The organism is Stenotrophomonas sp. 86156_Sma (genome assembly GCF_056481625.1).
In genome coordinates this window covers 956,059-980,459 of record NZ_CM151157.1, presented here as the reverse complement: position 1 = coordinate 980,459, position 24,401 = coordinate 956,059, and the positions used below count along the sequence as shown (strand labels likewise).

Annotated in this window: 32 protein-coding genes and 6 tRNA genes; 23 read left to right on the top strand and 15 right to left on the bottom strand. The window is 64.1% G+C overall.

Annotation, left to right across the window (positions count from 1 at the left end; genetic code table 11):
• The first annotated feature begins 17 nt into the window (after positions 1 to 17).
• The 9 genes from ACZK33_RS04500 to ACZK33_RS04460 are packed head-to-tail and all read left to right on the top strand — an operon-like array spanning position 18 to position 6,979.
• On the top strand, positions 18 to 2,822 hold the full coding sequence (locus tag ACZK33_RS04500) for a tail fiber domain-containing protein (protein ID WP_049427184.1): 2,805 nt from the start codon (positions 18 to 20) through the stop codon (positions 2,820 to 2,822).
• Positions 2,822 to 3,307 (top strand): hypothetical protein, encoded by a 486-nt coding sequence (locus ACZK33_RS04495; protein ID WP_126411773.1) that lies wholly within the window; start codon positions 2,822 to 2,824, stop codon positions 3,305 to 3,307. Before ACZK33_RS04500 ends, ACZK33_RS04495 begins: the two co-directional genes overlap by 1 nt.
• Before the next feature lie 26 nt (positions 3,308 to 3,333).
• Positions 3,334 to 3,603, top strand: a complete 270-nt coding sequence (locus ACZK33_RS04490) for a phage holin family protein (protein WP_005412393.1) — start codon at positions 3,334 to 3,336, stop codon at positions 3,601 to 3,603.
• Positions 3,604 to 3,620: 17 nt separating this feature from the next.
• Positions 3,621 to 3,845 (top strand): hypothetical protein, encoded by a 225-nt coding sequence (locus ACZK33_RS04485; protein WP_005412392.1) that lies wholly within the window; start codon positions 3,621 to 3,623, stop codon positions 3,843 to 3,845.
• Positions 3,846 to 3,853: 8 nt separating this feature from the next.
• A complete protein-coding gene (gene terL, locus ACZK33_RS04480; RefSeq protein WP_032961836.1) occupies positions 3,854 to 5,518 on the top strand; it encodes a phage terminase large subunit in 1,665 nt (554 codons plus the stop codon).
• Positions 5,519 to 5,526: 8 nt separating this feature from the next.
• On the top strand, positions 5,527 to 5,718 hold the full coding sequence (locus tag ACZK33_RS04475) for an LPXTG cell wall anchor domain-containing protein (RefSeq protein WP_005412390.1): 192 nt from the start codon (positions 5,527 to 5,529) through the stop codon (positions 5,716 to 5,718).
• Positions 5,715 to 6,212, top strand: coding sequence for a hypothetical protein (locus tag ACZK33_RS04470; RefSeq protein ID WP_065426719.1), 498 nt, complete (start codon positions 5,715 to 5,717; stop codon positions 6,210 to 6,212). Before ACZK33_RS04475 ends, ACZK33_RS04470 begins: the two co-directional genes overlap by 4 nt.
• Before the next feature lie 9 nt (positions 6,213 to 6,221).
• A complete protein-coding gene (locus ACZK33_RS04465) occupies positions 6,222 to 6,530 on the top strand; it encodes a hypothetical protein (RefSeq protein ID WP_005412388.1) in 309 nt (102 codons plus the stop codon).
• Positions 6,527 to 6,979 (top strand): hypothetical protein, encoded by a 453-nt coding sequence (locus tag ACZK33_RS04460; RefSeq protein ID WP_005412387.1) that lies wholly within the window; start codon positions 6,527 to 6,529, stop codon positions 6,977 to 6,979. The genes ACZK33_RS04465 and ACZK33_RS04460 overlap by 4 nt, the downstream gene beginning before the upstream one ends.
• A gap of 21 nt (positions 6,980 to 7,000) precedes the next feature.
• On the opposite strand, the gene ACZK33_RS04455 is transcribed toward ACZK33_RS04460, so the two are convergent.
• From ACZK33_RS04455 to ACZK33_RS04445, 3 genes are all read right to left on the bottom strand, one after another.
• Positions 7,001 to 7,339: a DNA-binding transcriptional response regulator gene (locus tag ACZK33_RS04455; protein WP_157173538.1), complete on the bottom strand. Its 339-nt coding sequence runs from the start codon at positions 7,337 to 7,339 to the stop codon at positions 7,001 to 7,003.
• Positions 7,340 to 7,490: 151 nt separating this feature from the next.
• Positions 7,491 to 7,823, bottom strand: coding sequence for a hypothetical protein (locus tag ACZK33_RS04450; protein WP_043033726.1), 333 nt, complete (start codon positions 7,821 to 7,823; stop codon positions 7,491 to 7,493).
• 215 nt (positions 7,824 to 8,038) lie between these two features.
• The gene (locus ACZK33_RS04445; RefSeq protein WP_032961796.1) at positions 8,039 to 8,368 is read right to left on the bottom strand and encodes a hypothetical protein; all 330 of its coding nucleotides are present in this window, start codon (positions 8,366 to 8,368) and stop codon (positions 8,039 to 8,041) included.
• A gap of 1,075 nt (positions 8,369 to 9,443) precedes the next feature.
• Here ACZK33_RS04445 and ACZK33_RS04440 point away from each other — a divergent pair.
• From ACZK33_RS04440 to ACZK33_RS04390, 11 genes are all read left to right on the top strand, one after another.
• On the top strand, positions 9,444 to 9,605 hold the full coding sequence (locus tag ACZK33_RS04440) for a hypothetical protein (protein WP_154267699.1): 162 nt from the start codon (positions 9,444 to 9,446) through the stop codon (positions 9,603 to 9,605).
• Positions 9,606 to 9,673: 68 nt separating this feature from the next.
• The gene (locus ACZK33_RS04435; protein WP_004154558.1) at positions 9,674 to 9,844 is read left to right on the top strand and encodes a hypothetical protein; all 171 of its coding nucleotides are present in this window, start codon (positions 9,674 to 9,676) and stop codon (positions 9,842 to 9,844) included.
• A 64-nt stretch (positions 9,845 to 9,908) separates the two neighbouring features.
• The gene (locus tag ACZK33_RS04430) at positions 9,909 to 10,508 is read left to right on the top strand and encodes a DNA polymerase III subunit beta family protein (RefSeq protein ID WP_005412385.1); all 600 of its coding nucleotides are present in this window, start codon (positions 9,909 to 9,911) and stop codon (positions 10,506 to 10,508) included.
• A gap of 52 nt (positions 10,509 to 10,560) precedes the next feature.
• Positions 10,561 to 10,884, top strand: a complete 324-nt coding sequence (locus tag ACZK33_RS04425) for a hypothetical protein (protein ID WP_005412384.1) — start codon at positions 10,561 to 10,563, stop codon at positions 10,882 to 10,884.
• Positions 10,884 to 11,324 (top strand): hypothetical protein, encoded by a 441-nt coding sequence (locus tag ACZK33_RS04420; RefSeq protein WP_005412383.1) that lies wholly within the window; start codon positions 10,884 to 10,886, stop codon positions 11,322 to 11,324. Before ACZK33_RS04425 ends, ACZK33_RS04420 begins: the two co-directional genes overlap by 1 nt.
• Complete coding sequence (locus ACZK33_RS04415) at positions 11,321 to 11,503, top strand: hypothetical protein (RefSeq protein WP_032961794.1); 183 nt, start codon at positions 11,321 to 11,323, stop codon at positions 11,501 to 11,503. Before ACZK33_RS04420 ends, ACZK33_RS04415 begins: the two co-directional genes overlap by 4 nt.
• Positions 11,500 to 11,760 (top strand): hypothetical protein, encoded by a 261-nt coding sequence (locus ACZK33_RS04410; RefSeq protein WP_032961791.1) that lies wholly within the window; start codon positions 11,500 to 11,502, stop codon positions 11,758 to 11,760. Before ACZK33_RS04415 ends, ACZK33_RS04410 begins: the two co-directional genes overlap by 4 nt.
• Positions 11,761 to 11,823: 63 nt before the next feature.
• On the top strand, positions 11,824 to 12,444 hold the full coding sequence (locus tag ACZK33_RS04405) for an antirestriction protein ArdA (protein WP_478454145.1): 621 nt from the start codon (positions 11,824 to 11,826) through the stop codon (positions 12,442 to 12,444).
• 241 nt (positions 12,445 to 12,685) lie between these two features.
• Positions 12,686 to 12,826, top strand: a complete 141-nt coding sequence (locus ACZK33_RS04400; protein ID WP_005412379.1) for a hypothetical protein — start codon at positions 12,686 to 12,688, stop codon at positions 12,824 to 12,826.
• Positions 12,827 to 13,565: 739 nt separating this feature from the next.
• Entirely contained in the window at positions 13,566 to 13,940 is a 375-nt protein-coding gene (locus ACZK33_RS04395) for a helix-turn-helix domain-containing protein (protein ID WP_005412378.1), read from the top strand.
• Between the two features lie 66 nt (positions 13,941 to 14,006).
• Positions 14,007 to 15,251 carry a tyrosine-type recombinase/integrase gene (locus ACZK33_RS04390; RefSeq protein ID WP_049417433.1) on the top strand — a complete coding sequence of 415 codons (1,245 nt, stop codon included), beginning with the start codon at positions 14,007 to 14,009 and terminating at the stop codon, positions 15,249 to 15,251.
• 59 nt (positions 15,252 to 15,310) lie between these two features.
• Here ACZK33_RS04390 and ACZK33_RS04385 read toward each other — a convergent pair.
• The 6 genes from ACZK33_RS04385 to ACZK33_RS04360 all read right to left on the bottom strand — a co-directional run bounded on the left by ACZK33_RS04385 (position 15,311) and on the right by ACZK33_RS04360 (position 17,240).
• A tRNA-Leu gene (locus tag ACZK33_RS04385) sits at positions 15,311 to 15,397 on the bottom strand.
• Positions 15,398 to 15,536: 139 nt separating this feature from the next.
• On the bottom strand, positions 15,537 to 15,902 hold the full coding sequence (locus ACZK33_RS04380; protein WP_071228865.1) for a hypothetical protein: 366 nt from the start codon (positions 15,900 to 15,902) through the stop codon (positions 15,537 to 15,539).
• Between the two features lie 439 nt (positions 15,903 to 16,341).
• Positions 16,342 to 16,417: transfer RNA gene (locus tag ACZK33_RS04375), tRNA-Lys, on the bottom strand.
• Between the two features lie 198 nt (positions 16,418 to 16,615).
• Positions 16,616 to 16,691 (bottom strand) — tRNA-Lys (locus tag ACZK33_RS04370).
• Between the two features lie 79 nt (positions 16,692 to 16,770).
• Positions 16,771 to 16,847: transfer RNA gene (locus ACZK33_RS04365), tRNA-His, on the bottom strand.
• Between the two features lie 168 nt (positions 16,848 to 17,015).
• Positions 17,016 to 17,240 (bottom strand): hypothetical protein, encoded by a 225-nt coding sequence (locus tag ACZK33_RS04360; protein ID WP_049422622.1) that lies wholly within the window; start codon positions 17,238 to 17,240, stop codon positions 17,016 to 17,018.
• 435 nt (positions 17,241 to 17,675) lie between these two features.
• On the opposite strand from ACZK33_RS04360, the gene ACZK33_RS04355 reads away from it, so the two are divergent.
• Entirely contained in the window at positions 17,676 to 18,596 is a 921-nt protein-coding gene (locus ACZK33_RS04355; RefSeq protein ID WP_423174371.1) for a hypothetical protein, read from the top strand.
• 75 nt (positions 18,597 to 18,671) lie between these two features.
• Entirely contained in the window at positions 18,672 to 19,082 is a 411-nt protein-coding gene (locus ACZK33_RS04350) for a hypothetical protein (RefSeq protein WP_423174372.1), read from the top strand.
• Positions 19,083 to 19,407: 325 nt separating this feature from the next.
• On the opposite strand, the gene ACZK33_RS04345 is transcribed toward ACZK33_RS04350, so the two are convergent.
• Positions 19,408 to 19,484: transfer RNA gene (locus ACZK33_RS04345), tRNA-Arg, on the bottom strand.
• Between the two features lie 39 nt (positions 19,485 to 19,523).
• Positions 19,524 to 19,600: transfer RNA gene (locus ACZK33_RS04340), tRNA-Pro, on the bottom strand.
• A 180-nt stretch (positions 19,601 to 19,780) separates the two neighbouring features.
• On the opposite strand from ACZK33_RS04340, the gene ACZK33_RS04335 reads away from it, so the two are divergent.
• On the top strand, positions 19,781 to 20,539 hold the full coding sequence (locus ACZK33_RS04335; protein WP_049400915.1) for a Bax inhibitor-1/YccA family protein: 759 nt from the start codon (positions 19,781 to 19,783) through the stop codon (positions 20,537 to 20,539).
• A 60-nt stretch (positions 20,540 to 20,599) separates the two neighbouring features.
• On the opposite strand, the gene ACZK33_RS04330 is transcribed toward ACZK33_RS04335, so the two are convergent.
• The 4 genes from ACZK33_RS04330 to ACZK33_RS04315 form a co-directional block, all read right to left on the bottom strand.
• Positions 20,600 to 21,349, bottom strand: coding sequence for a sulfite exporter TauE/SafE family protein (locus ACZK33_RS04330; RefSeq protein ID WP_032129085.1), 750 nt, complete (start codon positions 21,347 to 21,349; stop codon positions 20,600 to 20,602).
• 25 nt (positions 21,350 to 21,374) lie between these two features.
• Positions 21,375 to 22,283: a LysR family transcriptional regulator gene (locus tag ACZK33_RS04325; protein ID WP_423173631.1), complete on the bottom strand. Its 909-nt coding sequence runs from the start codon at positions 22,281 to 22,283 to the stop codon at positions 21,375 to 21,377.
• A 53-nt stretch (positions 22,284 to 22,336) separates the two neighbouring features.
• The gene (locus tag ACZK33_RS04320; RefSeq protein WP_049400917.1) at positions 22,337 to 23,080 is read right to left on the bottom strand and encodes a cysteine hydrolase family protein; all 744 of its coding nucleotides are present in this window, start codon (positions 23,078 to 23,080) and stop codon (positions 22,337 to 22,339) included.
• 245 nt (positions 23,081 to 23,325) lie between these two features.
• Positions 23,326 to 24,330, bottom strand: a complete 1,005-nt coding sequence (locus tag ACZK33_RS04315; RefSeq protein ID WP_008265786.1) for an isocitrate dehydrogenase — start codon at positions 24,328 to 24,330, stop codon at positions 23,326 to 23,328.
• Between the last annotated feature and the right edge of the window lie 71 nt (positions 24,331 to 24,401).

The window sequence follows — 24,401 nt, the reverse complement described above, 5'->3', positions numbered from 1 at the left end:
GAGAACCCAAGCACCGCATGAGCACTACCCCCGGCTACGTCTCCAACGCCGAGCTGGCCTCGCGCCTCTCGACGCTGGTAGACCGCTGGAACCGGCGCGAGAATCAGATGATCGCGCTGCTGACTCAGGAGGAAGGCACCGTCGTCGTGACGGACGGCCTGGGCAACAACCACACCCTCCTCTCGTTCCCGCAGCTCCAGAAGGACGTGGCCGGGCTGACCGACGAGCTGACCGGCTCGGTCGTGCAGGTGCGCGACCTGGTGTCCGTGGCAACCGGCATGGCGAACGCCGCGCAGGCGTCCGCAGATGACGCCTCTGGCTTCGCCGACGCTGCCGAAGCATCCGCCGTGCGCGCTGCGGAATCCGCCGCGAGCATCGACGACGACGTGCAGGCCACCGCCGACGCGGCGACCTTCGCTGCTGCCAAGGCGGCCGAGGCTTCCGACAGCGCGACCGAGGCGGCAAGCTCCGCAGTGGACGCCGCCGCTTCGGCGACGGCCTCGGCCACCTCGGCGCTGGCTTCGGCTGGCTCCGCAAGCCAGGCGGGCACGTCGGCCACCGCAGCGGGTCAGGCGCGTTCCGACGCGCAAGCAGCGGCGACTGCTGCCGCCACGTCACGGGATCAGGCGCAGACCATCCTGGGCTATGCGACCGACGCGGCCGACCGCGCGGAAGCTGACGCCACCGCTGCCGCAGCATCGGCTGCCGCAGCCGCCGACAGCGCGACCGCCGCAGCGACCTCGGTCACTCAGGCGACCACCCAGGCCAACCGGGCGGAAGCCCAGGCGTCCGCCGCGGCGACCAAGGCTGGCGAGGCTGCTGGCTCGGCGACCACCGCAGCCGGTCATGCCTCCGCTGCGTCCGGCTCGGCGTCTGCCGCCTCGATCTCGGCGCAGACCGCATCGTCGGCCAAGGCCGCTGCCGAGGCTGCCCGCGACAAGGCTGGCCTGTACGCGAACGCGCCGCAGGGCACCGAGGTCTCGCCGGGCGAGTTCTCGGCGAAGCATTGGGCCGCCCAGGCGCAGGCTGCCGTCACTGGCTCGCTGGTCTACATGGGATCGTGGGATGCCGGCACTGGTGCGTTCCCGGCCAACCCGGTGAAGGGTCACTTCTACAAGGTGGTCGGCGAAGGCACTGTGGGCGACATCCACTGGCGAGTCGGCGACCAGGCGCTCTACGGCGCTACCTGGGAGAAGATCGACAACACCGATCAGGTCACCAGCGTCGCCGGTAAGCAGGGCGACGTGACCCTCGTGGCTGGCGACATCGGCGGCCTGGGCGCGCTGGCGACCCGCGACGACGTGGACTTCAACACCCACGTCACCGGGAAGCCGACGACCTACCCGCCGAGCACCCACACGCACACCAAGGCGCAGGTCGGCCTCGACAAGGTGGACAATACCGCCGACCTCGACAAGCCGATCAGCACCGCGACGCAGACGGCGCTCGACGGCAAGGCGGCGGCGACGCACACGCACACCATCGCCAACGTGACCGGCCTCCAGTCCGCGCTCGACGGCAAAGCGGCGGCGTCCCACTCGCACACCATCGCAAACGTAACCGGGCTGCAAGCGGCGCTCGACGGGAAGTCGGCAATCGGCCACACGCATACCGCCGCCGAGATCGCCAACGTCGTCAACGTGACCGACGATCAGTCCATCGGTGGCGTCAAGACGTTCGCCTCCGGGCAGATTCGTGTGCAGGGATTTGGCGGCGAGGCCACGTCCGGCGTCATGTACCTGGGGTCGCTGGATCGCTATGTGTACGTGCCGCCAGCTGCGAACTCGCTGGAGTTCCGATTCGGCGATGGCACGGGTGGCGTCGCGTCCCTCAACGCTGGCGGCACCGTCTGGACCTCGGCGAACTTCAACCCGGCAGGAAAGGCCGACGCCGGTCACACGCACACCATCGCAAACGTCAGCGGCCTCCAGTCCGCACTGGACGGCAAGGCGAGCCTGGGTGGCGCAACCTTCACCGGGCAGGTCACTCTGGCCTATGGCGCGCCGCTGCGGTTGACCGGCATGGGTGCAGCGGGAACCGCGTACATCCACGGAACGAACGGCGCTGGCGATGACGTTTGCTCGATCACCCGCGTGAACACGAACAGCTGGTACAACCTGTACTGGAACGGTGCTGCGAACATTGCGGGCCGCCTGACGGTCGGCGATCAGATTTACCTCAACGCTGGCTGGTTCCGCTCCCAGCAGTCCGGCACCGGCTGGTACTCGGAAGCGCACGGCGGCGGCATCTGGATGCAGGACAGCACCTGGGTTCGCACCTACGGCGGCAAGGGATTCCTTATCGCTGGCCCAGGCGGTAGCGGTGGCGACCTCCGTTTGGAGAGCTACTCGCCAACCATCACCTGTTACGACTCCGACAACGGGACCACGCACTGGCTCCATTGCAACGACAACAACCACGGCTTCCTCGCCAGCAACGCCTTCTCGTGGTGCGCCTACCGCGACGGCAGCAACAATTGGGTCGCCACGGGCAACATCGTCGCCTATGCGTCCGATGCGCGTCTAAAGAAGAACATCGTGGACGCCTCGGCCTCCAAGGTGGCCGACTTCTTCGACCGCTTCCGTGTACGCGAGTTCGATTGGGATGCCAAGGCAATCGCCGAGCTGAATCCCACGTTCCACCCGAGCGCGGATCACGAGGTCGGCGGCATCGCGCAGGAGGCCGAGGAGGTCTACTCGTTGATGGTCGCCACGCACGCAAACGGCATCAAGACGATCCAGTGGGAGAAGGCTATTCCCTTCCTTATCGCTGAGGTGCAGGCGCTGCGTAAGCGCGTCGCGGACCTTGGGGGAGGTGCCTGATGGCCCTCCCCGGCTCCGGCCCTATCTCCTGGGAAATGATCCGCGCCGAGTTTGGCGGCGGCTACCCGATCTACGCGGACCAGTATTACCGAGGACGTGGATTGGTGCCCGACGTTCCGGCCAACTACGGCGTCCCCACGAGCGGCCCGATCTACGCCTCGCAGTTCTACAACGCGGTCAAGGCGACGCCGTTCCAAGCATCGCTGTCGCCGAGCTACCTGATGGGTAACTGGCCTCAGTCCACCAACGGCACGGTCAGCGAGTCGTTCAGCGTTTATTGCTCGGGCGGCACCGGCAACTACTCCGTGGTCTCCCGCTCCGTCACAGGCGGCGCGTCGATCTCCGGCAGCGGCCTCGGTGGCACTGTGACCGCCTCTGGGCGGAACACCTCCCGCATGGGGCAGTTCACAGTCGTCGTCACCGATGGCGTCACGCAGATCACCCTGACCGGCAACTACGAGTACAGCTTCGGTCGTCCGCTCTAACGCATCCACCACCTACAAGAGACCTAATGCACGATGAAGTGAAGCTGGTCGGCGCTCTCGCGGGCGTCGGCCTCATCGTGGGCATCGCAAAGATGCTCACGTCGAACGATCCGATCACCTGGAAGCAGGCGCTCGGCCGCGCAATCCTCTCTGGCGCTACCGGCCTTGCCGCTGGTGCCATCGTCATTTTCATCCCCGGCGTCTCCTTCGTCGCCCAGGTCGCGCTCGCGTGCATCCTGGCGTCGCTCGGCACGTCCGCGCTGGAGACCGTACTGAACCGCGTCGTCAACAAGTGACCGCCCCCAAGGATGCCTTGGAGCGACTGCACGCCGCAGTCGCTGACAAGCTCGCCGACACCATCGACTCGATGGAGTCGGACGCGAAGGGCCTGGCCTCGATCCTCAACGTGGCCCGGCAGTTTCTCAAGGACAACGGCATCGACGTTGCGGCCACGCCGCCCGGCTCACCGCTGGGCAAGCTGGCCGACAAGGTGTCCGAGTTCCCGTTCGATCCCGCTGAGGATGGGCGGCTGAACTGATGGAGGGCATGACGAGCCTCCACGTTCGTCACCCTTTCGAGGACTTCCGCAACTTCGCCTGGTACGTCTGGAAGGAGCTGGGGCTACCAAGCCCCACTCCGATCCAGTACGACATCTGCGAGTTCCTGAAAACCGGCCCGCGCCGTCGCGTCATCATGGCGTACCGCGGCGTCGGCAAGTCCTGGGTGACGGCCGCCTACGTCTGCTGGCTCCTCTGGAAAGACCCCCAGCACAAGATCATGGTGGTCTCGGCATCGAAGGAACGCGCCGATGCGTTCTCGGTGTTCGTCAAGCGCCTGATCGAAACCCTGCCTGAGCTGCAACACCTGCGCCCGCGTCCCGACCAGCGCAACTCGAACCTGGCGTTCGATGTCGGTCCCGCGCAGCCCGATCAGTCGCCCTCGGTGAAGTCGGTCGGCATCAACGGCCAGCTCACCGGCTCCCGCGCCGACACCATCATCGCGGACGACATCGAAGTCCCAAAGAACTCCATGACCGTCGTGCAGCGCGAGAAGCTCGCCGAGCTGGTCAAGGAGTTCGACGCGGTGCTCAAGCCTGGCGGCGAGATCATCTACCTCGGCACTCCGCAGACCGAGGAGTCGCTCTACAACAAGCTGCCCGAGCGCGGCTACGTCATCCGCATCTGGCCTGCGCGCTACCCGAAGGACACCAAGCACCGTCAGGTGTACGGCGACCGCCTCGCGCCGATGATCGCCGATGCGTTCGACGCGAACCCCAAGCTCGCCTGGAAGAACTGCGAGAGCGTCCGCTTCTCCGATGAGGACTTGATGGAGCGCGAGGCGTCCTACGGACGCTCCGGCTTCATGCTCCAGTTCATGCTCGATGCGTCGCTGTCCGACGCCGAGAAGTACCCGCTCAAGCTGTCCGACCTGATCGTGATGGACGTGGACCGCGAGGTCGCTCCGATCCGCGTGGTCTACAGCAGCGGCCCGGAGTACATCGTCAGCGACATCCCGTCCGTGGGCTTCACTGGCGACCGCCTGTACCGGCCCATGTACCTCGCCTCGGAAATGGAGGAGTTCACCGGCAAGGTACTCGCCATCGACCCCTCGGGCCGAGGTGGCGACGAAACCGGCTACGCGGTCGTCGGCATGCTTCGCGGCATGCTCTACGCGCGCCGCGCTGGTGCGACCAAGGGCGGCTACGACGACGACACGCTGGAGACCCTGGCGCACATCGCGCGCGCCGAGAAGGTCTCCGCAGTCCTCATTGAGGCGAACTTCGGTGACGGCATGTTCGCCAAGATGCTCTCCGGCGTCCTGGCGCGCGTGTACCCGTGCTCCATCGAGGAGGTGAAGCACTACGGCACCTCGAAGGAGAACCGAATCATCGACGTGCTGGAGCCGGTGCTGAACCAGCACCGCCTGGTGGTCGATGCCTCGATCATCCGCGCCGATCAGAAGTCCGAACAGAAGTACCAGCTGTGCTACCAGCTGACGCGCATCACGCGCGACCGCGGCGCACTGCGCCACGACGACCGCCTCGAAGCGCTGGCGATGGCCGTGAAGTATTGGGCCGACCAGCTCTCCCGAGACGTGTCCAAGGAGGAGCAGCGCTACCTGGAGGAGCTGCTCGACCGCGAGTACGCCTCCTTCATCCAGTCCGTGACCGGCCGCATGCCGTCACCCGACAACTACCTCGACATCCTGTAGGAGACCCAATGTCCAACACGCTCGCTGCGTGGCTGATGGCGCTCGCCGCCGCTGGCCTGCTGTACCTGTTCCTGCGCCGCAAGAACGACGACGACAACGACGGCCCGAGCGCACCCGCGCCGGTAACGCCGTGCGACTGCAACCACGCTCCCTGCTGCCACACCCAGGGCGGCCAGTCGAACCCCTACGCGCCGGTATGACCGACGCAAAGCTGCCGAGCCTCGTGGAGGTCAGGGACAACCTGATCCCCGCGGCGGCCCGGCTGCTCCCCGGCGTGGCCTTCACTCCCGAAGCGAAGGTCATGCTGCTCGCCATTGGTCTCCAGGAATCTCGCTTCGAGCACCGCAGGCAGATCAAAGGCCCCGCACGCGGCTTCTGGCAGTTCGAGGCGGGCGGCGGCACCGCAGGTGTACTCCGTCACCCGGCGACCTCCGCACGCGCCTCACAGCTCGTCTCCGCGCGTCTGGAGCGTCCCTCGACCGCTGCGGTCAACGAGGCGCTCGCCTCCGACGACGTGCTCGCCTGTGCGTTCGCTCGCCTGCTGCTGTTCACCGATCCGCGTCCGCTGCCCGCCCTGGGTAACCCCCAGGCCGCATGGGACTACTACGTCCGCAACTGGCGGCCGGGCAAGCCGCACCGTGACACCTGGGACGCGCTCTACGCGAAGGCCCTGGCAACCATCCGCAACACCTAACCGGAACCCATGAACTTCAAGACCATCTACAACCGCGCCAGCGAGCGCCTGGTGCGCGCCTACGAGCGCGCTAAGGGGTACGTAGCGCTACGCATTGCCCTCGCCTCGCAGTGGCTCCTGGAGCGCCTGCGCGAGACCTCCCGTCGCACCTACACCGGCTGGCTGTTCGTCGTCGTGTTCCTGGCGCTGCCCTACGTCGTCCTCGGCGGCCTGTGGGAGCACCTGCGGAATGCCGCGGAGCGCCTGTGGGATGACGTGAACGACATCGAGTGGGCTGCGTTCACCCCGAGCTACTGGCGGGAGCACATCAAGCAGTGACCACGCTGGCCTTTGACGGCCGGCTCGTTGCTATCGACTCGCAGGTCACCGCTGGTGATCTGCGGTACGAGGAGGAGAAGTTCTACCGCACCACCGACACCACCGGGCGCGACCTGGTGGTGTTCGGCGCGGGCACCACTTCCCACATCCAGCGAGCCGTGCGCGAGCTGTCGGAGGGATTCGACGAACTGACCAAGGGCGAGTACACGATCCTCGTGGTCGGCCTGCGGGACAACCCGGTGGCCTTCTACCACGACGGTCTCCCTCTCGACCTCCGGCGCGACTTCCTCGTCGCCGGTAGTGGTGGTGCGATTGCCCTGGCCGCCATGAAGGCAGGCCACAACGCGACCGAAGCAGTCCTCATGGCCTGCTCGACGGACCTCTACAGCGGTCCTCCGGTGCAGACCTACGACACGGTTACAAAGCGTTTCCTAAAACGCCGGACCTGAACTACTGGCGCATGGACGCGCCTAAACAGGAATGCCGATTTGGCGAGTCCTATCAAGGGCGCTCATGAGTTCTTTGATGCGGTACGGCTTCGGGAGAAAGGTCGCCCACTGGTGAGCGTCAGGGAGCTGCGGGTTCGGCACCCCGGACGCGAACATGTAGGGAATTCGGTGCGACAGCAGGTAATCGGCGACGGACATTGATGCTCCGTCCTGCGTCTGGATGTCTAAGATCGCCGCGTGAAATGCTTTCGCCTCTATGCGGTCGAATGCATCGGCAGCGGAGGCGACCACATCGACCTCGTAACCCTGCATCGCCAGGATTTCCTTCAACATCCCTGAGAGGTCAGGATCATCTTCCATGACCAACAACGAGCCGAGCCGACCCTGGCTGTATGCATCCGTAGCCATCGCGCGTTCTCCCACGCCTACGTTCCCCAAACGGTTCGTACCGTACACGACGGCCAGTTAAAAGACAGGAAACGACTCTACCTGAAAGTGAACAGTTCAGCTATCACGCCAATTCTTCATCCTTGAACCACCACATTACAGCCAAGACGACAAACCAAACGATCAGCGGGACGCCAATCGTGAATTCCACGAGTAGGCCTCTCATGTGCTCGTGCTGCGCGGCCTCAGTCAGTGCAGAATCCAGAATTGGCACCGCATCGGCCACCACGCTGTACGAGGTCGTGTCATCGTTTATGACCTCGCGGGTACGTTCGACCAGCTCCCGTGCTGCTCGAAGCTTCGCGTGCTGATATGCGGCGGGCACTCCAGCACAGACCAGCGAGAGGACAGTGACCAGCGCCGCCAAGCGAATGAGGAGGGTATTGAGCGATGCCATAGATGCTCGTTGTAATGTCTATGCCAACCGCTAAGTTTATTCGACCACGGAGCACTGGGAGGGCTTGACAAGGGTGCTATCATAGTAAGACCTAAGTATTACTCTAGCAGGACTATAGAGTTCTATTCATTGGTATTCACCATCAAGTAGAGCTACAGTTCTCCTATGCACTCCTGGGGTGTTCCTCTGTCCTCCTTGGGTGCCACTGCGGCGGACTAGACCTCCGTCCCATCCTTGATGACCCATAGCACCACGCCCGCACCAATCCAAGCGAGCGCCGGGATGCCCAAAGCGAGCTGGAGAAACAGGTTGCGGGAATTGCGGTTGCTGATGAGGTCATTCGTCGCGGCGTCAAACGTCCGCACCGCCTCATCAACCAACACCTGCGGCGAGGCGTCGTTCTCGATGATCTGCTCGTTCCAGGAACGCAACTCCTCAGCGCTCCTTACGCCGGTCTGAAAGTACGCGGCAGGGAGTCCTGCGAGCACTAAGGCCAGGACGGTGATCGCGGTAGCGGTTCTTATCGTGTATCGGCGGGCGTACATAACGTCTCCTCGAAGTGACAGAGGTGGTCGAAAGGTTTGCGGCAAATTTCCGAAGGAGTATCCAACTACTTGGAACGGCGCGATCACCCCCCGTAGGGGGTCGCCCCCTGTAGCGTAAGGCACGATGCGCCCCCTTCGCGTCACCTGCGGCGTCACCACCTCGGCTAACCTACTGATTCCAAAGGTGAACCACCGGATTAGGTATCCAGTGCCTAGGCAATCCCATGCGATACCTGGGCAACCTGCGGACATCCGCGCTCAAACGTTCGCGCCCCTGTCTGTCCCTATCTGTCTTTTTGCCCTGACCGCCACGCGCCCACCTCGGCACCACCTCGGCACACCTGCCGACCACCTCGGCACACCCTGCCCGGCCTATGCCCACCTGCCGCCCACCACGGCCAGCCAATGCGCCACCACGGCCCACGCAAGGCCCGCCACGGGCACCCCTACCGCCCCGCCTATAGAAGCTCCCCACGCGCGCGCTAGGCGCTCCCTGCGACCATCCAAAATCGTTGCCATCGGGGTATTGACAGCCATGCGGGGATTGATCTAATCTATACCCGTCGCCAGCAACACGGCGGCAGCGGAAAAGGCGGCGACAGACGTGCGACCGATGGATCGACAGCACCTAGAGCTTATCCCGCCAGCACTGAGGACTAGCCCCAAAGGCCCCTAAGCGCACCGCAGGTAACGTCCGGCTCAACCATCCCCCTACCGGGAGTGATTGACAAACCGGGAGCAAAAGGGCATAATGCCCACCATCGAACAACGGCCGCAGGGTGCGGTCGGGACAGTAGGAAAGGGGCAGGCAGGAGCGCCGCCCACGGCAGAACGCGGGGAGCTGGGAACACTAGCCGCGCCGGGAAGTGTAAGGGCCGATGAAGGCCGCCACGGATACCGGGTCACCGCCAGAAAGAGCGGGGCCATCTGTACGGGATTCCTAGGCGAGCTGGAGGCGCTCCCGGAAGCTGGCGACGGTCAGATTCCATGCCTTACGAGCATGAGTCTGACCGCCAAAGCGCCCCTACCGTTGTGATGGGGCGTTTTGGTGGTCCGATTCACTGGAGAGCAACCCATGACGATGATCCCGTTTGATATGACCGCCCGCGACTACTACGTGGCCGGTTGCATCCGCCGCGGCATCCGCGAGCACCGCGCCCGACTCAACGAGCGGGAGCGCCAGGCACACAAGAACCGCACCCAAGTTGCGCCTTGTCCATCCCCCGTTGTCATCTGATCCCCTTTCGTCAACCCGGTTTTCCACACCCCGCCGACGTGTGACGGCGGGTCTTTTTTGGAGCTACCATGAGCACCAATGGACCACTGGAGGACTTGCAAGTGCGCAAGCTCACCGCTGAGATTCGCAAGATCAACCGCGAGAGCGACAAGCTGATGATGGAGACCCGGTGGTATCCGCTGGTGGTCGCCACGGCCTTTGTGGCTGGCATCGTCACGCTGACCAAGCTGTTCCTCTAACAGCGCCCTACCCCAATCCCCCGAAGCCGCCGCAAGGCGGCTTTTTTGTTGCCCGGAGAAAGCTATGAACAAAATTCCTTCCGCCCTGATCGCCGCCGCTCTGCATGTGGCCCCCAAGAATGACGTTCGCTTCTACTTGAATGGCGTGCTGATTGAGTCGCACGCCGATGGTGCGATCATCGTTGCTACAGACGGCCACCGCATGCTTGTGGTGCGTACCAGCCTGCCGTGGGACATTGGCAAGATCATCGTGCCGCGCAATGCGTGCGAGCTGGTCGCCAAGATGAAGGGCGATGTCTATTTCAGCGCCGTGGGCGATGCCAGCCGGTTCAAGGCGGAGCGCGGAGGCCAGGCCATTGAGTTTGCTGCCGTTGATGGAACCTACCCGGACTGGCGTGCTGCGGTGTCCAAGCCGAACGAACTCAAGCTGTCCGGATTCGCGCCTGCCGTCCTCGAAGGCGTAGTGAAGGCGGCCGGTGTAATTTGCAAGGCATTCGGCGGCAAGGCCACTTCACTGATTCCGGTGACTGGCGGCGACGTGGCGGCCATGTTCGGTATTGGCGGCATCACCGATCCGAGCATCAGGTGCGCGTCTTTGATCGTCATGCCAATGCGCGACTCGTCATACCCGGAAGCCCTGTGCAGCGACGCGCTCCGCGCTTAACCCGAACCCATCAGCCGCCGCAAGGCGGCTTTTTTGTTGCCCGGAGAAAGCCATGAACCTCGACAACTACGCCCCCGAGAGCGCGAAGCGCATAGCCGTGGCGCTGGTGGATGCCGCCCTCGCCGCTGGTTACTCGCTCGGCGTCTACGACGGCGAAGAAACCACGGTGCGGCACAGCCGCGACCGGCAAGAAGTGTTGGAGGCCCTCGCCTCTACCGACCACGATCACCTGCGGTTCTACCGCCCGGACGCAACAAAGGCGGGGTTTGTGCTCCTGATTTGGGAGAACGGGGACGACGCCGCGAGCGACTGGAGCGACAACGACGAGACCAACGCGCTGGTGATGCCGGTGCTGCGCGGGCTGGGGGTGCTGTGATGGAACTGCGCACCTACGGAACCCGCAACGTGTTCCTGGCACAGCCGGGGCGCTATCACGAACAACTGGCGGCGACCGCGATGACGCCGCAGCAAGCCGAGGAGTTCGCCACCGTGGTCAACCGCGCAATCAGGGATACCGACTTCGACCCCATCGACCTCGCGCAGCTGGCGAGCGGGTGGACGTGGCCCGAGCCGATGAGCACCGCGCCGCTGGGCATTGAGGACTCCGAATTTCTTGTCGAGGTGGCGCGCATGCTGCACCGCCTCTGGCAGGAGGTCGGCGAGCAGTGGAGCGGCGTTTGGGCCTACGACATCGCCGACCCGCTGGGCGGGTGGCTGTCGAGGAACGGCATCAACCACGAGACCGCCGATGGCGTGGCCCGCGCCGAGCAGCAGGCCCGCGCATGGATCGCCGAGGGCATGGGAGCCGCGCGATGAGCTACCGCGAGGAGGACATCTTGTTCGAGACCGAAAAGGCATGGGTGCTGCGCAAGGGGCCGAACCATTTTGAGGTCTACAAAATCGGCCTCACCCACTCGACACGCCACGGCATTTTTCACAACATCCCCGGCGCACTGGATCGCGCCATCGAACACGCAAAGGGCCTGTCGCAATGAGCAATGACAACGAGCTGGCTGTACCTGCCGGTGACAAGCTGGTCACCCTGGGCGACCGATCGGTCTCCTACGGTCCCCGCCAAGAGTTCGACGGGAGCGTCGAGCCTTGCGCACCGATGGCCGCGCAGTTTTGGGGCGTCTACCGCTGGGCCGGTAAGGACCGCTGGTGGTGGATTGCCGACGTGGCCGACGAGGACACCGCCCGCGCAGTGGCCGCCGCCTACCTGCTGAACGTCAAGCCCGATTGGGCGCACTGACCGATAACCACCCCTGATCCCGAGGCCCGCCTAGTGCGGGCCTTCGCATTTCTGGAGCACACCATGCAAATCTACGTTGCCTGCCTTGCCTCATATAACGCTGGCGTCCTGCACGGCGAGTGGATCGACTTGGAGGGACGCGACGCCGACGACGTGCGCGATGAGATTGCCCGCATCCTGCGCGAGTCGCCGCACCCGAACGTGACCGTTGATTGCCCGGATTGCGGCGGTACTGGAACCACATACGTCCCCCGAGTATTCGGCGGGGCGGAATGCACGGCGTGTGGCGGAAGCGGCAAGGTCGCCAGCGCCGAGGAGTGGGCCGTCCACGACTACGACGACGTGTTCGGGGATACCTGGGGCGAGCACCCCGACCTGGACAAGCTGTGCGCATTGCAAGAGCGGCTGGACGAGTTGCACAACTACACCGAACGCGCTGCCTACACGGCCTTCTGCGACCACGAGGGCCTCGACGATGTGACCGTGGAGCAGTTCCACGAAGCCTACGTGGGCCAGTTCGATAGCTGGGCCGACTTTGCCGAGAACTATGTGGACGAATCGGGGCTTCTCCACGGCGTGCCCGACGCCCTCTCCCGCTACTTCGACTACGAGAGCTATGGCCGCGACATTCGGCTCAACGGTGACGCGTTTGAGGTGAGCGGCTTCTACTTCTGGAGCCGCTAACGCCGCTTCCGCAAGACCCTGCGCCAATACAGGTATGTGCGATGCGCCGGCACCGAGCTAGTCCACACCCATACGACTAGGTGAAGGGCCGTAATGGCGACTTCTACGCGGGGGTCAATCATCGAACGGTCCTTGGGGTCGGGAGTGGCGATCACGCCCTTCAGCCCTAATCATAAGGCCAATCTCGATATTTGGCACTCATTGTTCCATTTGTAGCACTTGCATAACAGGAGACTTACATATGCGTAACGCAGATTTCACCGCAAACTCGACCCTGGTGATCGTCAACGTGGCCCTCCGCGTCCACCAGTTCGGCCCGTTCTTGGTATTCGAGCGGGAGGTTTTGGTCCTGCATGAACGGACCTACGAGGTGCCCGAATGATTCGGACCATCAATTTCGACCATAACGAGAAGCGCGGCGCTCTCCGCGCGATGCTCGGCCTACTCAACGAGCGCGTCCAGTTCTCGGTCGTCCCCGAGGACTGTGGCTGGCGGGTGTCGTATCCGGTCCCACCCGCGGCCCCAACGGAGACCCCGCGGCCATGACTTCACTGCACCAGTCGGGATCAATCTCTCCCGTGGTACTTGATTCCTACGGACGCGCCATCATTGTGGCCTGTAGTCTGCCCGACGGCAGCGTCATGCTGTCGGGCTGCGCATCCGCAGACGACCAGGGGGGCGTTCTCAGTCTATGAGTACGGTGAGACGGACAATAGCCAGCGCGGTAGTCCGCGTAGGGCAAGGACTGTTTTTTGCATCCGTGGTCGGGGCCATTGTGACCCTGGCGGCGATGCTGGCACTACCGTTCTTAAAACACTGAAACGTAAGACCTTTTTGTGGAGCGCAGCCGGGGGTGGCGGCGCATTACAACGCCGTGAGCAGGGGACAGGACGGCCCCTTCGCAGGGCAGAAGTACCTGGACCTGTTCGTGAAAGCCTTTGGATATGAGATCGGAATCGACCCCTCCCCCACGCCTTGGCAGCGTGGTTTCTGGATGGACAAAATTGGCAAGAATGCCATCAACATTGGCTTGGGCCTTGTAATCCTTACATTGCGGCTCCAAGATAGACCCTGATGGTTTCCCAAGGGGGAACCATCCCCTTACGGAAAATGAGCGCACCATGAATCTCTCGCAGAAAGAACTGACGGCCATTCTCACAACCGCACTGTCAGCCTTCCGGGAAGAGATCGACGAGGACATCACCGCCACCCGCATCCTCACCCTACTCGCCGTTGTGGACGAGCCGGGCATTCAGCAGGTGGACCTTGAGCGCGTCCTCGGCGGACTCTCTCCCTCCGCAGTGAGCCGCAATGTGCTCGACCTGTCGTCTATCAAGCGTAACCGCGAGCCGGGGCCTGACTTCCTAGAGCAGCGCCCTGATCCCGCCTACCGCAAGCGCAACCTGATCTTCCCGACGACCAAGGCGCTGCACTGGCTGGCTTCGCTCGCAGAACGTGTCAACCGCAAGGTGACGGCGCGCGTCGCAGCCGCCTAACCCCCAACACCCCGTTGTGCCCCGAGGCCCGCCTAGTGCGGGCCTTTTTCATTTCTGGAGATACACATGGCCCTTCGCCTCAAAGGGACCGCGCCCAAGCCGGGTGCGCCCGATAAGCGCTACTACATGCTCGACGTGCAGGAGGGATACCGGCGCGTGCGCTTGTCCACCGGCACCCGCGACCGCGTGGCAGCCGAGCGCAAGGAGCAGGCGGTCCTCGACGCCCTGCGCGACGACCCCGAGATTGCAGAGGACGCGCTGCGGGAGCTGATTCGGGGCAAGTCCCGGTCGGTGCAGATGGCCGTGGCGAAGGCCAAGGTCCGCCAGCGCACCCTCAAGGACGCGATGGACGACGCGCTGGACGACCGCAACTTTTGGGGCAAGCTCCGGTCCATCGACACCGTGCGTACCAACTGCAAGGTGGTCCAGAGCTACCTGGGCGAGGAAACGCCCATCAACGACATCACGCAGGCCGCGGTCAACGACATGGCGCAGCGCATGCTCGCCGACAAGGCGGCTCCCGCCACCGTGAACCGCAAGATGCAGTGCCTCCTTGCCCTACTGAAACGCGAGAGGAAGGCCGGCCGGTTCTTGGGAGAGCTGCCCGAGTACAGCTTGGCCGACGAGAGGGACAACGCACGCACGTTCGTCCTGAACGTTGAGGACGAGGAATTGATCCTGGCGCGGCTGCTGGAGTGGGACACGCTCCCGAACGGCCCTGCCGGAGGGCACCCACGGGTGCGCGACGGGGCGGACTACCGCGACCTGTTCGTGTGCCTCGCCGACCTGGGCTGCCGCATGAGCCAGGCCATCGGCATCCGGTGGTCCGAAGTAGTCGATCAGGGCGGAAGGCTCCACGTCCGCTTCTGGCGGCACGCTACGCTCAAGAAGGGGCGTCCCCGCACCCTACCCTGCACCGCCCGTGTCGCCGAGGTTCTACAGCGGCGCAAGGACGCCCTGGCGGCCACATCGGACGGCCCCTTCACGATGCTCAATCGCACGCGCGCCGACCGGCTGTGGCAATGGGCCATCAAGGGGACACATCTCGCTTCCGAGAAGGAGTGCGTACCGCATGCGCTCCGCCATACGTGCGCCACTCGGCTGCTGCTGGCGACCGGCAACATCAAGCTCGTGCAGGAGTGGCTCGGACACCGCGACATCCAGACCACCTCAGCGGTCTACGCGAAGGTACTGGCCGAGCAATCGCTCCAAGGCATGTCTGCACTGGAGCAGTTCCGCCTCCCAGCCGCCTCGAACGGAACAGGTGACGTTCCGAGACAGGGATCAATTGCCAAAGCGGGAATCCAATAGGACAACTGACCGTCGCCAGCTTATTTTTCAATCACTTAGGCAATCTGTGCTCGGCCAGATGGTGCGAAAGGCGGGACTCGAACCCGCACGAGGTCACCCTCACTGGAACCTAAATCCAGGGCGTCTACCAATTCCGCCACTTTCGCGTGGCCGGCTCAGGCGTTCATTGTCGCAGGCGGGCGCTGGAAGCGGAAGACCTGCACAAAACTGAATCTGCCGCGATGCGCGCGGCCCCTGCATCGCTGCCGCCCCGGCGGGCGCACCACCCGCCAGGACGACTGCGGCTTACTGCTGCGGTACAGCGCGGGCCGGTGCCATGCCTGCATGTTCGGCGGGCGCCTCCCCCTTGCGGATCTCCACGCCCCCGTCATCGGTGCGCCGCAGAGCCACCGACTCCGGCATGGCCTTGCGCACATCCACCGAACCGTCCGCATTGCGCTGCACATCCACCGCGTCAGGCAGGACCTCCGCTTCCGCAGGCTGAGCCGGCTGCATCTGCATGGCGTCACCCACCGGGCGCGCCGGAGTGCTCTCCGTGCCCGCATCGCGTTCAACGGTCTTCGCGGGATCATTGGCCGGCGCGCAGGCAGCCAGCGCCATCAACGCGAAGGGAACCCACAGCGTGCGGTGCAATCGATTGATATCAGCCATCAACATCTTCCTTCGTGCATGCGCCTTCGGCGCGGAAGATCCATTGGGTGCGATGCAGGAAGGATGCGGTGAGAAGCAGCGCACAGCATTGAAAACACTGATGACGCGTATGCCCCTGATTTCAGCATCGCTTCAGTAGATCCACGCCATGCGCCGTTTCAGCAGATCCACACCATGCGTGGATGAAGCGCAACCCGGCGCGCAGACAAGAAAAAAGCCACTTGGCGAACCAAGTGGGAAGCTGCCGGGCATTCGCGCCGCAGCCCCACGCTTTGCGCGGCAAACCGCGGGCCCCACTTCATCAGCCCCCACATCCCCGCGGCTTTGCCGCGCCCCCTTGACTCAAGGGGGCTCCACACCAGCCAGCGCACAGACATCCGCACGCCCAACCCGGCGTGCAGGCAAAAAAAGCCACTTGGCGAACCAAGTGGCTTTCGTCTGGTGGGCTGTCAAGGATTCGAACCTTGGACCTATTGATTAAGAGTCAACTGCTCTACCAACTGAGCTAACAGCCCGAAATCGGGGCGCGAATTATGACCCGATCCGCTCGGTGGGTGCAAGCACTTTTTTCAACATCGTTGAAACCAGCACTGCGGTCCCGCTGCATTGCAGATCCACGGCCAAGCGGGGCTCTGCAACCCGTGATCCATCGAAACGATGGGAGTCACACTTATAAGAAAAAAGCCACCTGGGATACCAGGTGGCTTCTGTCTTGGTGGGCCGTCAAGGATTCGAACCTTGGACCTATTGATTAAGAGTCAACTGCTCTACCAACTGAGCTAACGGCCCGTGAAACTCAGACGCACATTGTAGCGTGCTTTCTGTTTATTGCAATACCGTTTCGGCTGCGCCGATGCGGTTGAATCAGTGGGGTGGCTGAGGGGATTCGAACCCCCGACCACCGGAATCACAATCCGGTACTCTAACCAACTGAGCTACAGCCACCACTGAAACTTTCGCTCCACCGCCGATGAGGCTGACGCTGGACCTTGATGCTTTGCTAGCGGGTGGAACCAGAAGTCCGTCCCCCGAAGCGAGTCCGGCATTTTCCGGGAGTCGCGAAGGAATTGCAAGCACTTCTTCACATTGATGTGCAGGGGCCGGAACAGGAGATCAATGCTGCTCCGCCGAGGTCACGCGCGCGATGTCCGCATGCCCATCCAGGAATGACAGCGTGGCCTCCCCTTTCGGCGTGACCTGCAGCTGCAGGCGTGGCTGGCCCGCTCCGTCGAGCAACTGAAACATCACGTTGCGCGACTGCGTCCTGCCAAGAAGCACTCGACGGGTAATCGCTTGCACACCCTGCGCGTGCAAGCGCTCATCGTCGGCCCAGAACATCGGTCGCAACTGTCCATCGGCGACATCGTTTCGATCACATCGAACGACGTGTTGCGTTCGGCCGTCACCCCCATCAGCAGGCCAGCAAACGCCCGCAAGGCGACAGCACCGCGGCAGAAGGTAAGCCGCCGTTGGCGCCTGCGCCGCCGATGTACTTCGACCAGCACCTGCTTCACCTCACCCACGCCGTTCGAATCTGCATCCATCCCGAGCTAGAGAAGGCGCGTGCCGCACGCACCGGATGTCAGGCGCTGGCGAACAGCCCGCCCGTCGTCGGGCACGCCCCGAGAGCATGAACGCTTAGTGAACAAATCGTGAATGAATCTCAAATAGGGATGGGGGAGGTCCATTCATACAACGTTAGCTGCAGGACATGGAACGCAGGGCGCGCGTTTGCAACCATGCCGATTCCTGCAATGAAGGTGAGATCAATAGATGAGCAAGCGGCTAATCGGATTCGTCGCGCTGGCAGCCGTGCTGGCAGTGGCAGCCGTTGCAATGTCCGGCTACCGGCAGCAGGCAACTGCGGATGCCACGGCAGAGGAATCCGGGAAGAGTGGCAGCCTCGATGAACGGCCTGACCAGGGAAGGCAGCTTCCGGCGTCAGGTGCGGCGGCCGCGCAAAGGCTTGAGCGGGACAACAAGATCCCGCCGGGCTCGTACAAGGCCGTGGGCCCCAAGGCCTACGAAATCGTAAGAGGCAATGAGTTCCGGCCTCCCGGTGACGCGCTTGCCCACGTCAAGCAACTGATGCTGCGCTCCGAATCCGGAGATGCCACGGCAACCTACGAAATCTATCGAACCATCGAGCAATGCCAGACCTTCATCTCGGATCGCGCTGACAAGCTGGCGGATTCGGCCACCACGGTCGGGGCCGGCAACTGGTTCCTGGAGCGGTCGGAACGAATCCTCAAAGAGTGCGAGTCGCTGGCTCTGGATCAGGACATCTATCACGCCGATTGGCTTTCGAAGGCCGCCGCCATGGGCTCGCAGGAAGCGATGCGCGCCTACTCGCGATCGCCGGAGAAAGTCATCGGTTCGCTTGATGACGCAATCCGTGATCCCGCGGCGCTCGAGGCGTGGAAGGACACCGCCACCGGATATCTGCGCGATCTGGAATCACAAGGGAACGTCAATGTCATCAGCGACATGGCGATGGCCTACACCTATGGCGGCATCGTTCCTGCGGATCCCGTTGCGGCCCTGGCGTACACCCGCGTCCTCAACCGGCTGGACCCACGTTTTGCCACCACCGATGACATTGCCAACCATGAGAAAAACCTGAGCAGCCAAGAGAAAGAGAAAGCCCGCATTTCATCGAACGAAATCTTCAAGAACTGTTGCATCCCACGATAAGGACCTATTGTGAAAGCTAGACTGATTGGGATTATCCCTTCGCTTGGTAGAAACTCCATTCCCGCCATTGCAGGCGTGCTGCTGTTCATGGCGGCCGGGAGCCTTCAAGCGAAAAAGCTTCCTGGCGTCATCAACTGCACCGCCGGATGCACGCTGACAACCCCGTATCCCGATCCGGTGACCAACCAGCAGCTTTCCCAAGAGGTCAAGAATCTCAATGCCGGCCGGACCACGGTCTGGACAGCCCAGACGCGCGTCCAGACCGGCGATGTCCTGACCGTCTGCAACGGTATTTCCTGCGTCAACTACACGTGGCGAGGTGCAGGTTTCGACTCCGGCGAAGTGATTTCGACCGTCCTCCCGCCCAACTCCCGCGGTGGTGGCGGCGGCGGTGGTGGCGGCGGCAGCGGCCCGATCAGCGGCGGCTGCCACGGCAACTGCGGCGGTGGCGGCAAGGTGCGGGTGGGCGAACTGGAACAGATGTGATCCATCCGGGGTGCACTCGACCAGAGTGCGTCCATCGCGACCACCGCGACATGAGAAAGGCCAGCGCATAGCGCTGGCCTTTTTTCGTTGCCGGGCGCATTGCCCCACCCCAGGCGGCGCTGCTCAAGCACCTGCGGAGTGAGCCGATCGACGTCAGACGCCGGTCAACCGCAACCGGAATGACATCACGTCGTGTGACTGCACCCCATGTAAAGGGCATCTTTCATCAAAAACAGGAAGGTGGAATGCTCGCCACCCAGGGTCGTGCAGCCATCGAATGGGAACCGGTGTTCACGGACGTGAGCGCATAAATCGTTGATTCCAATGGCGCGCCCGACAGGAATCGAACCTGTAACCGCCGGCTTAGAAGGCCGGTGCTCTATCCAGTTGAGCTACGGGCGCCCGAACCGGAACGGTGTCCAATCCGACGTGATGTGGGATTGGTCGGGGTAGAGGGATTCGAACCCCCGACATCCTGCTCCCAAAGCAGGCGCGCTACCAGACTGCGCTATACCCCGGTCTTGCAATCCCCTCGGGCCAGGCCCGGGGAGCTGGTCATTGTCGCCAAGCGCATTGGGAACTGTCAACGCAGGATGCGCAGATCCGGCGCCTGCCACAACGCCGAAAGCAGTCATCGGCTATGCTCACGCCCATCGGCCGGATGGCCGTCCTGACCCTCATTCGCACGGAGAACGCGTATGCGCAGCGGCAACCCGGCTCTTTCCGAGTCCACCTTCCTCGACCTCGCCAGTGGCTCGGTGGTGACCAGCCCCGACCAGGCAATGACCCTCAACGGTACCGTCAACAAGACCGGCTTCCTGCTGCTGTTGACCGTGCTGACCGCCGCCTTCGCCTGGAACCAGACCATCGATGACTACGGCCAGGTCATGGCCGGAGCCAAGCTGTATGCCATGGGCGGCGCCATCGGCGGCCTGGTGCTGGCGCTCATCACCGTGTTCAAGAAGGAGTGGTCGCCGGTCACCGCACCGATGTACGCGCTGGTGGAAGGCCTGTTCCTGGGCGCCATCTCGGCCGTGTTCAACGCCAAGTTCCCGGGCATCGTGTTCCAGGCGGTGCTGCTGACCTTCGGCACCCTGTTCGCGCTGCTGTTCGCGTACCGCAGCGGCCTCATCAAGGCCACCGAGAACTTCAAGATGGGCGTGGTCGCCGCCACTGGCGGCATCGCCCTCCTCTACCTCGCGTCGTTCGTGCTGGGCTTCTTCAACATCGACGTGCCGGTGATCCACGACTCCAGCTGGCTGGGCATTGCTTTCAGCCTGTTCGTGGTGGTCGTGGCCGCGCTGAATCTGGTGCTGGATTTCGACTTCATCGAAACCGGTGTCGCCCAGCGTGCACCGAAGTACATGGAGTGGTATGGCGCATTCGGCCTGATGGTGACCCTGGTCTGGCTGTACGTTGAATTCCTGCGCCTGCTGTCGAAGATCCAGCAGCGCTGAGCCGAAACATGCCGTAGACGACAAAGGGCGCCCTTCGTGGCGCCCTTTGTCGTTCTTCCCTCAGCGCGCCAGCAGCACCGGCAGCGACGACGCCAGCAACGCGATGCCTGACGCGGTCAGCAGGCCCAGCACGACCTGCCGGAAGCGTGCCTCGCTGATGCCGATGTAGACCCGCGCGCCCAGCAGGGTCGGTACCAGCATGGCCGGTGCCACGATGGCGAAGTACGGCAACATCTGCCGGCTCACCAGGCCGCTGCCGACATAGGTGGCCATGGTCACCGCCAGCATCGCCAGGTTGAAGTTCTGGATGACCGCGCGCTGCTCGTCCTTGCCGAAGCCTCGCAGGGTGCTCCACAACGTCGGCACCGGCCCGGCAAAGCCGCCGATGCCACTGAGCACGCCACCGGCCATGCCAGCAATCGCATCACCGATACGGCCGCCGACGCGGACCGGAGGCAACGAGCGCGCCATCAGCATCACCGGGCACCACAGCGCCAGGAAGCCACCCAGCAGCGCCTTGAACCAGTCCATGTCCAGCCGTGGCAGCACCGTCACACCCAGCGGAATGCCGGCCAGCCCACCCAGCACGAACGGCAGCAGCAGGCGCAGGTTGAAACCGCGGCGCACGGTGAACACTGCGACCAGCTGCCCAACCAGCGCACCAAACACCGAAAGCGTCGCCGCCAGCCGCGGCTCCAGTCCCCACGCCCAGAACGACATCGCCACCATGCCGAAGGCGAAGCCGGACAGGCCCTGCACGAATCCGGCGACGATCGCGCCCAGCGCGACCAGCAGATACACCGACTCCATCACCACCTCGGTTGCTGCCGCGCGACTACCCCGCCGCGCCCACCTGTGCAGCGTAGTGCGCCGCAAGGTGCTCGACCAGCGCACGCACCTTCGGCGCCAGCGCCCGCGCGTGCGGATACAGCGCGAAGTAGCGCCGCTGTCCGGCGTGCCAGGCGGGCAGCACACGGATCAGGCGGCCGGCACGCAGGTCCTCCTGCACGGTCAGCGCAGTGAACAGGCTGATGCCCATGCCAGCCAACGCAGCGGCATACAACGCTGGCGTCGCATCCACCCGCAGGCGCTGCCCCGCCTCGATGCTCGCGGCGGCACCGCGTGGTCCCTGCAGCTGCCAGGGCGACATCGCCGCTGTGGGACTGAAACCCAGCAGCGTGTGCTGTGCGAGGTCCGAAGCCTGCCGGGGCAGACCGTGCCGCGCCAGATAGGCCGGTGCGGCGACCAGGATGCGTAGGCAGCTGGCCAGCTCGCGCGCGACCAGCTGGCTGTCCGGCAAGGAAGGCGCGATGCGCAGCGCCAGGTCGAAGCCGCCCCCGACCACATCAACCAGCTGGTCGTCGGCGGAAAGATCCAGCGTGACCTGTGGGTAGCGCTGCAGGAACGACGGCAACCAATGCGGCAGCTCCTGGCTGGCGACCACCTGCGGCACGCTGATCCGCACGGTGCCGCTGGGCTGTGCCTGCCCTGCGCGTGCGCGCTCATCCGCCTCCTGCAGGCGATCCAGCAGCGCTGCCGCCTCGCGGTAGTAGTCGCGACCGGCTTCCGTCAGTGACAGCCGGCGGCTGTTGCGATCGAGCAGTCGAACCTGCAGATGTTCTTCCAGCTGCCGCAGTTGCCGTGACATCGCCGAATGGGTGGTACCCAGTCGTTCGGCGGCGGCGGTGAAACTGCCTGCATCGACGATGGCGCGCAGCGCACGCAGGGCGGCGAAATGGTCCATCGGCGGGCGGCTCCAGGTGGCGGGGCCCGCGGCGTGCGGGCCCCGTCAGCTTATCAAGCGCCGTCGCCGGCCTTGCGCACCGGCAGTGCCAGGATCGCGTCAGTCGCCATGACATCGCCGAAGGTGTCCTCAATCTGCGCCAGCGAGGCGTCATGCAGCGCGCGATGACCGATGCGCTGGCCTCCGGCAAGATCCAGATCACGGCTGGCAGTTGCATCGGACGACACGATGACGCGGTAGCCACGCGGTGCCGCTGCGGCATCGCGGGCGGCACCGGCCACGCAGGCATGGGTCTGCAGGCCGGTGACGATCAGGGTGTCGATGCCGGCATCCTTCAGCACCTGGTCGAGCACTGCGGCCGAGTCACCGGCGAACACGCTGACGTTGTCCTTCTGCACCACGGTCTCGCCCTTGCGCGGCTGCAGGTCGCGATGGAAGGCGGCATTGACGCTGCCCTGCGCGAACAGCGGCGCACCAGCCGGCAACACGTGCTGTACATGGATCACGCGGATGCCGTGAGCATCGGCGAACTCGACCACCCGCTTCGCCTGCCGCAGTGCGGCCACGCCATCGGGGATGACCATGCGGCCACCGGCGAAGCCCGGCGCAGCGCTGCCGTCGAAGTATTCGTTCTGGAAGTCGATCACCAGCACGGCGGTCTTCGCCGCATCCAGCGAAGCCACAACGGGTGCGCCAGCCATGTGGCGGATGGTGGGATGGGCCGGTTCGGCAGCGGTGACGGGGGTAACGGTGGCCATGCCGATCAGGCTGGCCAGACCAAAGGCGGTGAGGTTCATGTTCAAGCTCCTGTGCGGTGGAAAGTGGGCACATGATGCGGAGCGGACGGCGCACGAACCAGCCATGTAAAAGCACATGATCTGTGCGAATTTCGCACAGACAATCCCCTGTAGAGCCGCCCCATGGGTGGCTGCGGACCAAAGCCCCGCCATCCACGCATGGCGTGGATCTACCGAGCCGACCCACAACGCAACGAGGCGCCCGAAGGCGCCCCGCTGCGGTTCCGTCAAGGAACGCCGGCCGCTTACAGGCGGCTGGCGATGGCCTGGGCAAAGCTCATGGTGGTGCCGGTGCCGCCCAGATCGCCGGTCAGCGAATCCTTGGCTTCCATGGTGGCGACGATGGCCTTGCGCAGGCGCTCGGCGTTTTCCGGCTGGCCGACATGGTCCAGCATCTGCGCGGCTGCCAGCAGCAGCGCGCACGGATTGGCCTTGCCCTGGCCGGCGATGTCCGGCGCGGTGCCGTGCACGGCTTCGAAAATCGCTGCGTCCTTGCCGATGTTGGCGCCCGGGGCCAGGCCCAGGCCGCCGACCAGACCGGCGCACAGGTCGGAGATGATGTCGCCGAACAGGTTGGTGGTGACGATCACGTCGAACTGTTCCGGACGCATCACCAGCTGCATGCAGCAGTTGTCGACGATCATTTCCTGGAACTCGATCTCCGGGTACTGCGCGGCCACTTCACGGGCGACGTTCAGGAACAGGCCCGAGGTCGACTTGATGATGTTGGCCTTGTGCACGGCGGTGACCTTCTTGCGGCCGGTGCTCCTGGCCAGCTCGAAGGCGTAGCGCACGATGCGCTCGGAGCCCTTGCGGGTGATGCGGGTGCCGGAGAAGGCGGTTTCGCCGTCCGCCGACACTTCCTGGCCTTCGGCCAGGTAGGCACCTTCGGTGTTCTCGCGAACGGTGATCAGGTCGACGTTGTCGAAACGCGACTTGGTGTTCGGGAAGGTGTGGGCCGGACGCACGTTGGCGTACAGGTCGAAGTGACGGCGCAGGCTGACGTTGATCGAGGTGAAGCCACCACCGACCGGGGTGGTCAGCGGGCTCTTCAGCGCGACCTTGTTGCGCGCGATCGATTCCAGGGTCACCGCCGGCATCAGGTCGCCGTGCTTTTCCAGGGCCACCAGGCCGGCGTCGGCGTCTTCGTACTCCAGGCCAGTCTTGAGCTGGTCGAGCACGAACAGGGTGGCGTCCATGATTTCCGGGCCAATGCCGTCGCCGCGGATGACCGTAATTTTCTGCGTCATTGATCGATGTTCCGAACAGGGGGAAAAACGCCGTCCGGACGTGCCCGGAAACGCCGGCGCAAAGGAAGTTT